Here is an 8,945-nt window from a genome sequence, read left to right as displayed (position 1 = left end):
ATGGTTTTTTCGGTCACCCAAGACCGTTCGGACTGAGTAGGTCCGCAGGACCGTATCGAAGCCGCACCGACGCACCGGCATGAGCGCCTTCGATACGCTGCCAGGGCAACGAATCAATTCCCACACAAAATAGGATCCATGCCGCTTACTCGGCCGCCACCTCTGCCAGCCGATACCCGACGCCGATCTCGGTGACGATGTGGACCGGTTGGGTAGCGTCGCGCTCCAGCTTCTGCCGCAGCCGTTGCATGTAGATACGCAGGTAATGGTGGTCGTCCACATGCGAAGGCCCCCACCCTGCCACCAGCAACTGGCGATGCGTGATGACGCGTCCGGCGTCGCGCAACAGCGTCGACAGCAGCCGGTATTCGATCTGGGTCAGGTGCAGCGGCTCGCCGTTGCGGCTGACGCTGCGGGCCGGCAAGTCGACCAGCACCTGGCCCAGTCGATAACGACCGCTGCCGCCATCGCGCGCGGCGCCACGCGCATGGCGTCGCAACTGCGCGCGCATGCGGGCCAGCAATTCGGGCATGCCGAACGGCTTGACCAGGTAGTCGTCGGCGCCGGCGTCGAGCGCCTCCACCTTTTCCGACTCCTGGGTGCGCGCCGACAGGATCACGATAGGCACGCTGCTCCAGCTGCGCAACTCGGCGATGACGGCCTTGCCGTCCAGGTCGGGCAGGCCCAGGTCGAGGATCACCAGGTCCGGCTTGCGGGTGCCGGCCTCGACGATGCCGGCGCGGGCGCTGGTAGCTTCGTGGACGACGAAGCCTTCGTGTTCCAGGGCGCCCTTGACCAGCTTGCGGATGTGCGGGTCGTCCTCGATGAAGACGATGTTGCCGGCATGCTCCTGCATGATGTCCCTCGATATCATTGATGGCCCGGCAGCACGATATCGTCCTCCTCGGGCAGGTTCGGCTGGCGCTCGACCGGCAGTGCCAGCACCACGCTGGCGCCCACCATCCCGGGTACCGGTGCCGCGATCCAGATCCGGCCCTGGTGCGCCTCGACGATGGCACGACATATCGCCAGGCCGAGGCCGACCCCGGGGGTGCTCGATTCGTGCTCGCCGCGGGTGAATTTCTCGAACGCATGGGACGCGGCGGTGGCACCGAAGCCCGGCCCCTGGTCGCTCACGCTGAGCCACAGTTCGCGCTCGCTGCCCTGTTCGCGCAGTTGCGCGGCCACGGTGATGGTGGTGCCGGCCGGCGCATACTTGGCGGCATTCTCGAGCAGGTTGCACAACACCCGCTCCAGCAATACGGCATCGACCCGCAGCAAGGGCAACTCGGGCGCCATGCGTATCGCGATGCGGTGCTGCGCCAGCGCCGGCTGCAGCAGCCGTAGCGCCGCCCCCAGCACTTCCTCCAGCGCATTCCACTGGCGCTGCAGCGTGACGGCGCCGGCCTGCAGGCGCGCCATGTCGAGCAGGTTGTTCATCAGGCCGATCATGCGGTGCGACTGCTGGCTCAAGGTGCGTGCGCTGTCGCGCGCATCACCGGGCAGGCGGGCATCGGCGGCCAGCACATCGGCGCTGCCCACCAACGAGGTCAGCGGAGTGCGCAGGTCATGCGAGATGGCCGCCAGCAGCGAATTGCGCAGGCGCTCCGATTCCATGCTGACCAGGGCATCCTGGGCCACTTCGGCGTAATGCAGGCGCTCGATGGCCATGGCAATCTGCGAGCAGAATATCTCGAGCATCTGCCGGTTTTCGGGCAGCGCCAGCTGCGCCGCCGCCAGCAGCTGGTCTTGGCCCTCGCCCTCGATGGCAAAGGCCAACACGCCACGCGTGCGCATGGTGGCCGTCAGCGGCAGGTACAAGGCGCCGGCCGACGGTAGCGTGGCCGTGCCGCGCCCGGCGGCCTGGCCATTGTCGTACACCCATTGGGCCACGCCGTCATCGACGCTGTGCAGCGCCGGCGCGGCGGCGTCGGGTGCGGCCAGGCGCAGCTGGTTGGCGCTGTCGGGCAGGAAGAAGGCGATCCGGGCACCGAACACGGCTGCCAGGTGCCGACGGCCGATCTCCAGGATCTGGTCCAGCGTCAGCAGCGCCGACAGTTCCTTGCCGAGCATATAGAGGTTCGAGGCACGCGCCTCGCGCTGCATGGCCACGCGTGCCTGGCGCCGCATGCGCGCGGTCAACGAACTGATGAACAACGATACCGCCAGCATCACGGCCAGCGTCAGCAGGTATTGGGCGTCCGAGACCGAGATCGAGAAGCGCGGCGCCACGAAGAAGAAATCGAACGACAACACCGACAGCACCGACACCAGCACCGAGGCCGATCGTCCATGCCGGGTGGCCACCAGCATCACGCCGACCAGGTACAGCATGATGACATTGGCCGGATGCAGGAAATCGTTGAGCACGAATGCCAGCGCGGTAGTCACCGCACAGCTGGCCACGGCCCACAACGAGCCCTGCGTGCGGCGGCGCCTGGCCAGCGGATCGGCCGCCGCCGGGGCGCCGTCGTCGCCACGCTGCGCGCCGGGCTGGCTGCGCGCCACGCTATAGATGTCGATACCCTCGCCGCGCGCGGCCAGGCGCTGCGACAGGGTGCTGCGCCACCAGTGCGCCGCACGTTGCTGCCCCACCACCAGCTTGCCGGCATTACGTGCACGGGCGAACTGCAGCAGCGCAGCCGGCAGGTCGTCGCCGCTGATGCTGGCCGTCTGCGCCCCCAGCGATTGCGCCAGCTTCAAATGATCGAGCACCCGTTCGCGCGCGGCCAGGCCATGCCGCGCATCGGCCAGGTCGACATGTACCGCCAGCCATTCGGCCTGCAGCTTGGCCGCCAGGCGCGCGGCTTGCCGGATCACGCGCTCTTCGCCGGGGCCGCTGCCGATGGCGGCGACGATACGCTCGCGGGCTTGCCACAGTTGGGCGATGGAGCGGTCGGCGCGATACTGGCGCATGTCGGCGTCGACCCGGTCGGCGGTACGGCGCAGGGCGATCTCGCGCAGGGCGATCAGGTTGCCCTTGCGGAAGAAATTGCGCTGCGCGTGCTCGGCCTGCTGTGCCAGGTAGACCTTGCCCTGCTGCAGGCGGGCCAGCAATTCGTCGGGCGGGATATCGACCAGCATCACATCGTCGGCCTGGTCGAACACATGGTCGGGCACGGTCTCGAAGACGCGAATACCGGTGATCTGGCCGACCACGTCGTTGAGGCTTTCGATGTGCTGTACGTTGAGGGTGGTGTAGACGTCGATGCCGGCGCGCAGCAGTTCGTCGATATCCTGCCAGCGCTTGGCGTGGCGCGAACCGGCTACGTTGGAATGCGCCAGTTCATCTACCAGCAGCACCTGCGGGGCACGCTCGAGCGCAGCGTCGAGGTCGAACTCGGGCAACTGGTGGGTGCGATGCTCGAGCAGGCGCATGGGCAGGCGCGGCAGACCTTCCAGCTGCGCCTCGGTCTGGCCGCGGCCGTGGGTCTCGACCACCCCGGCGACCACGTCGATGCCTTGCGCGACCAGCACCTGGGCCGCTTCCAGCATGGCGAAGGTCTTGCCCACCCCGGCCGAGAAACCGAAGAATATCTTCAGCCGACCGCGTGCCTGGCGGTCTTCTTCGCGCATGACACGTTCGAGCAAATGGTCGGGATCGGGGCGGGTGGTCATCGGTTGCGGACTCGGTAATGGCGCATTGTAGCCGAGCTACCTGGCGCCGGCCGGCGCGACCGGCGCAGCTTCATCGAGCGCCAGGTTCAATGCCAGCACGTTGACCCGGGGCTCACCGAAGAGCCCCCATTGCGGCGCCTCGGTATGGTCGCGCACCACTGCGCGCAGGCGCTGCGGGTCGATACCGCGCGCCTGGGCCACGCGGTTGACCTGGTAGTCGGCCGCAGCCGGGCTGATGTGCGGGTCGAGTCCGCTGGCCGAGGCGGTCAGCAGATCGATCGGGATCGGGCCCTGGCTACCTTGGTCGGCTTCGTGCAAGGCCTTGGCGCGGTCTTCGGCGGCCTGCTTGAGGGCCGGATTGGTCGGCCCCAGGTTGCTGCCGCCAGACGCCATGCCATTGTTGGGATAGGTGCCGCTGGCCGACGGCCGGCCCCAGAAATAGGCGGCGCCGGTGAAGTTCTGGCCGATCAGTTCGGAGCCCACTGCCACGCCCCGTCGCTCGATGATGCTGCCGTTGGCCTGGTGCGGGAAGAAGGCCTGCGCCAGGCCCGTCACCAGCGCCGGGTAAATCCCGCCCAGCAGCACGCCGAGCAGGATGAACAAGGTCAGCGCGGGACGCAGCGTGGACTTGCTGGAAGATGCTTTCATGATTTTTCCTTGATCAAAGAGGGATTGCTCAGACCAGGCCGAAGCCCGACAGCAGCAGGTCGATCAGCTTGATGCCCACGAACGGCACCAGCAGGCCGCCCAACCCATACACCAGCAGGTTGCGCCGCAGCAGCACGGCCGCGCCCAGTGGCCGATAACGCACCCCGCGCAGTGCCAGCGGTATCAGCGCCACGATCACCAGCGCGTTGAAGATGACCGCCGACATGATGGCCGAGGCCGGGCTGGCCAGGTGCATCACGTCCAGCGCACCCAGTTGCGGATAGGTGGCGGCGAACATGGCCGGGATGATGGCGAAGTACTTGGCCACGTCGTTGGCAATGCTGAAGGTGGTCAGGCTGCCGCGTGTCATCAGCATCTGCTTGCCGATCTCGACGATCTCGATCAGCTTGGTCGGGTTCGAATCGAGGTCGACCATGTTGCCGGCCTCCTTGGCGGCCTGGGTGCCGCTGTTCATGGCCACCGCCACATCCGCCTGCGCCAGCGCCGGCGCATCGTTGGTGCCGTCGCCGGTCATGGCCACCAGCTTGCCCTCGCCCTGGTGCTGGCGGATCAGCGCCAGTTTCTGCTCCGGCGTGGCCTCGGCCAGGAAGTCGTCGACCCCGGCCTCGGCGGCGATGGCCGCGGCGGTCAGGCGGTTGTCGCCGGTGATCATCACGGTCTTGATGCCCATGCGCCGCAATTGGCCGAAGCGCTCCTTGATGCCGCCCTTGACGATGTCCTTCAATTCCACCACGCCCAGGATGCGGATCGGTGCGCCCTGGTTGATCACCGCTGCCTCGCTGCTCCATTCGACCACCACCAGCGGTGTGCTGCCACGCCGGGCGATGGCTTCGATATCGGTCTCGACCTGGCTGGGCAGGCGCTGCTCGGCCGAGCGGGCCAATTTGCGGATGGCGTCGGCGGCGCCCTTGCGAATGCGGCGCGCACCGACATCGATGCCGGACACCCGGGTCTGGGCGCTGAACGGGATGAACTGCGCGCCGAGCCCGGCCATTTCACGTTCGCGCAGGTTGAAACGGTTCTTGGCCAGCACCACGATGCTGCGTCCTTCCGGGGTCTCGTCGGCCAGCGACGCCAATTGCGCGACGTCGGCCAGCTCGCGCTCGGCCACGCCGGGCGCCGGGAAGAACGCTGCCGCCTGGCGGTTACCCAGCGTGATGGTGCCGGTCTTGTCAAGCAACAGCACGTCGACGTCGCCGGCGGCTTCCACCGCACGTCCCGAAGTGGCGATCACATTGGCCTGCATCATGCGGCTCATGCCGGCCACGCCGATGGCCGACAGCAGGCCACCGATGGTGGTGGGAATCAGGCACACCAGCAGTGCCACCAGCGCCGTTACCGACACTGGCGCGCCGCTGCCGGCGGCATTGACCGAAAACAGCGAGAACGGCAACAGGCTCACCGTGACCAGCAGGAACACCAGCGTCAGCGCCACCAGCAGCAGCGTCAGGGCCAACTCATTGGGCGTTTTCTGGCGCTTTGCGCCTTCGACCATGGCGATCATGCGATCCAGGAAGGCCTCGCCCGGATTGACCGATACCTTCACCACGATCCAGTCCGAGAGCACCCGGGTGCCGCCGGTGACGGCCGAGAAATCGCCACCCGACTCGCGGATCACCGGCGCCGATTCGCCGGTGATGGCGCTCTCGTCGACGGTGGCCACGCCATCCACGACGTCGCCATCGGCTGGCACCGTATCACCGGCCTCGACCAGCACCAGGTCACCCCGGCGCAGGGTGCCGCCTTCGACCACTTCACACTGGTCGGCCTTGACACCGGGCGTGCGCAGTTGGTCGGCGCGGCGCAGCTTCTTGGCCAATACGCTCTTCTTGACGCCGCGCAGGGCCGCGGCCTGGGCCTTGCTGCGGCCTTCGGCCAGGGCCTCGGCAAAATTGGCGAACAGCACCGTAAACCACAGCCAGGCGGCGATGGCCAGGATGAAGCCGGCCGGCGCCTCGGCCTGGCCCACCAATGCCTGGATGAACAGCAGCGTGGTCAGGATGCTGCCCAGGTACACCACGAACATCACCGGGTTGCGCCACTGCACGCGAGGCGAGAGCTTGCGCAGCGACTCGACCAGGGCTGGCTTGACGATGCGCGGATCGAACATCCAGCGTGCGGTCTGGGTGGCCGAGGGCATGGCCTCGGACGGGTTGTTTATCACAGGGTTAGTCATATCGATATCCAATTCACATGGCCATCATTTGCAGGTGCTCGACCACCGGTCCCAGCGCCAGCGCAGGAACGTAGGTGAGCGCACCGACCAGGATCACCGCGCCGACCAGCAAGGCCACGAACAGCGGGCCGTGCGTGGGCAAGGTGCCGGAAGTCGCCGCCAGGCGCTTCTTGCCTGCCAGCGAGCCGGCCATGGCCAGCACCGGCACGATCACACCGAAGCGCCCCAGCCACATGGCCAGGCCGGTGGTGGTGTTGTAGTAAGGTGTATTGGCCGACAGACCGGCGAAGGCGCTGCCGTTGTTGTTGGCGGCCGAGCTGAACGCGTACAGGATTTCAGACAAGCCGTGGGCGCCGGGATTGGCAATACCGGCCAGGCCTGCCTCCACCATCACCGACACGGCGGTGAAGATGAGCACCAGTGCCGGCGTCATGAGGATGGCGATGGACATCATCTTCATGTCGTACACGCCGATCTTCTTGCCCAGGTATTCGGGAGTACGGCCGATCATCAGGCCGGCGATGAACACCGCCAGCACGGCAAAGATCAGCATGCCGTACAGGCCGGCACCGACGCCGCCATAGACCACTTCACCTAGTTGCATCTGCAGCATCGTCACCAGCCCGCCGATGGGCGAGAGCGAATCGTGCATGGCGTTGACCGCACCACAGGAAGCCGCGGTCGTGATGGCGGCAAACAGGCTGGACGCGTTGATTCCGAAGCGGATTTCCTTGCCCTCCATCATGCCGCTGCCCTGTGCGTGCAGCGACGCCAGCATCGGGTTGGGTTGCGATTCGTAGTACATGAGGGTCGCCGTCAACACCACGAACAGCAGCGTCATGGCGCCCAGGATCGCCCAGCCCTGGCGGCGGTCCCCGACCAGCATGCCGAAGCTGGTGCACAGCGCGGCCGGGATGACGAGGATCGCCAGCATCTGCAGGAAGTTGGATAGCGGCGTCGGGTTCTCGTAGGGGTGTGCCGAATTGGCGTTGAAGAACCCGCCGCCATTGGTGCCCAGCATCTTGATCGCTTCCTGCGACGCCACCGGCCCCATCGGCAGGGTCTGGCGGTCAGTGCTCATGGCCTGCACCACCGGTTCGCCCTTGGCGTCCTTGAGCGGCTGGCCTGCCGCGTCCAGCTTGGGTACGGTGTATTGGGTGACTTCCAGCGTCTTCACCTCTTGGTAGGGACGGAAGTTCTGGATGCTGCCCTGCTGCACCAGGACCAGCGCCAGGATCACCGCCAGCGGCAGCAATACGTACAGGCAGGAGCGGGTCATGTCGACCCAGAAATTGCCGATGCCCTTGCTGCTGTGACGGGCAAAGCCACGAATCAATGCGAAGGCGACGGCGATGCCGGTCGCGGCGGAGACGAAGTTCTGCACCGCCAGCGCTGCCATCTGGGTCAGGTAGCTCATGGTGGCTTCGCCCACATAACCCTGCCAGTTGGTATTGGCCACGAAACTGATGGCGGTATTGAACGACGAATCGCTGCTGACGTTGGCCAGTCCTTGCGGATTGAATGGCAGCCATTGTTGCGTGCGCTGCAGCGCATAGACCACGAGCAGCCCGATGACATTGAACAATAGTACGGCGATGGCGTACTGCTTCCAGCTCATCTCATCGTCGCGGCTGATGCCGCACAGGCGGTAGAACACCCGTTCGACGCCGCCGAAGATGCGATTGACCTTGGACTTGCCCTCCATCACGCGGCCGATGTACCACCCCAGCGGCACCGACAGTGCCAGCATGACGACCAGATAGAGTGCCAGTTGGATGAGTGCGTTGCTGTCCATCTCAGAAGTCCTCCGGCTTGATCAGTGCGTATAGCAGATACGCCAGGAGGGCTGCCGACACCGCCAGCCCGAGCAGATACATGAGGTTCATTTGGCACCTCCATCCTGCCGCTCGAGGCGGCTGCACAGTGCCACGAAGGCCCACATCGAGAGGCCGCACAGCAGCAGCAGGCCTGCATACAAGAAATCCATTTCCCACTCCATTGTTCATGCCATCCGGATCGGAATCGGCGAGGCTTGAACGATAGATTCCGGGGCATCAATTCCGGGTAAAACTATGGGGAGGGGGTGTAAACAGGATGTAAACGGGCCGATCATGCGCGTCATGGCTCGATGGTCGATGCCGATCACCGGATCCGGCCGTGCCCGGCGGACGTGGCGCTCGGGCATCGAGCCAGGACCGGCGGGCTGGGTCGAGCTGTTCGGGAAAAACGCGACAACGAATAATGGAAGTGAACAGTCGCGCCAAGACTGGCCGATTGACTGAACAGCCGAACGGCTGCGTGAGTGGATGAATGGTGAAAACGGGGTCGCTGATTCAATGAGACAGCGGGGTGCCCGATGAAGTGAGCTACTGACCTGCGGCGGTCGCGGATCTGGTGGCGTTATTTTCCTGTTGACCTGCCCGGTGAATTTCGGTGGACACAAGCTTGCCGCCTTTTCAGCAGCTGTCGGCAAGTCTCCTGG

General features: G+C 65.9%; 6 protein-coding genes. All 6 read right to left on the bottom strand.

Annotation, left to right across the window (positions count from 1 at the left end; genetic code table 11):
- Positions 1 to 145: 145 nt before the first annotated feature.
- The 6 genes from PMI40_RS22615 to kdpF are packed head-to-tail and all read right to left on the bottom strand — an operon-like array spanning position 146 to position 8,349.
- Positions 146 to 856, bottom strand: coding sequence for a response regulator (locus tag PMI40_RS22615; protein WP_008120358.1), 711 nt, complete (start codon positions 854 to 856; stop codon positions 146 to 148).
- A gap of 14 nt (positions 857 to 870) precedes the next feature.
- Positions 871 to 3,618, bottom strand: coding sequence for a sensor histidine kinase KdpD (locus PMI40_RS22610; RefSeq protein WP_008120355.1), 2,748 nt, complete (start codon positions 3,616 to 3,618; stop codon positions 871 to 873).
- A 36-nt stretch (positions 3,619 to 3,654) separates the two neighbouring features.
- A complete protein-coding gene (kdpC, locus tag PMI40_RS22605) occupies positions 3,655 to 4,266 on the bottom strand; it encodes a potassium-transporting ATPase subunit KdpC (RefSeq protein ID WP_008120352.1) in 612 nt (203 codons plus the stop codon).
- A 28-nt stretch (positions 4,267 to 4,294) separates the two neighbouring features.
- Positions 4,295 to 6,463: a potassium-transporting ATPase subunit KdpB gene (gene kdpB / locus PMI40_RS22600; protein WP_008120350.1), complete on the bottom strand. Its 2,169-nt coding sequence runs from the start codon at positions 6,461 to 6,463 to the stop codon at positions 4,295 to 4,297.
- A gap of 13 nt (positions 6,464 to 6,476) precedes the next feature.
- Positions 6,477 to 8,258, bottom strand: a complete 1,782-nt coding sequence (gene kdpA / locus PMI40_RS22595; RefSeq protein WP_008120349.1) for a potassium-transporting ATPase subunit KdpA — start codon at positions 8,256 to 8,258, stop codon at positions 6,477 to 6,479.
- A 1-nt stretch (position 8,259) separates the two neighbouring features.
- Positions 8,260 to 8,349: a K(+)-transporting ATPase subunit F gene (kdpF, locus tag PMI40_RS22590; protein ID WP_008120348.1), complete on the bottom strand. Its 90-nt coding sequence runs from the start codon at positions 8,347 to 8,349 to the stop codon at positions 8,260 to 8,262.
- Between the last annotated feature and the right edge of the window lie 596 nt (positions 8,350 to 8,945).

The organism is Herbaspirillum sp. YR522 (genome assembly GCF_000282575.1).
Classification (GTDB): Bacteria; Pseudomonadota; Gammaproteobacteria; order Burkholderiales; family Burkholderiaceae_D; genus Herbaspirillum.
Note: the sequence above shows the minus strand (reverse complement) of the source record. Positions and strands in the feature narration are given on the sequence as shown.

Bases quoted from the DNA above. Each gene is read 5' to 3' on its own strand.
- PMI40_RS22615 (WP_008120358.1), bottom strand. From the start codon at position 856: ATGCAGGAGCATGCCGGCAACATCGTCTTCATCGAGGACGACCCGCAC.
- PMI40_RS22610 (WP_008120355.1), bottom strand. From the start codon at position 3,618: ATGACCACCCGCCCCGATCCCGACCATTTGCTCGAACGTGTCATGCGC.
- kdpC (WP_008120352.1), bottom strand. From the start codon at position 4,266: ATGAAAGCATCTTCCAGCAAGTCCACGCTGCGTCCCGCGCTGACCTTG.
- kdpB (WP_008120350.1), bottom strand. From the start codon at position 6,463: ATGACTAACCCTGTGATAAACAACCCGTCCGAGGCCATGCCCTCGGCC.
- kdpA (WP_008120349.1), bottom strand. From the start codon at position 8,258: ATGGACAGCAACGCACTCATCCAACTGGCACTCTATCTGGTCGTCATG.
- kdpF (WP_008120348.1), bottom strand. From the start codon at position 8,349: ATGAACCTCATGTATCTGCTCGGGCTGGCGGTGTCGGCAGCCCTCCTG.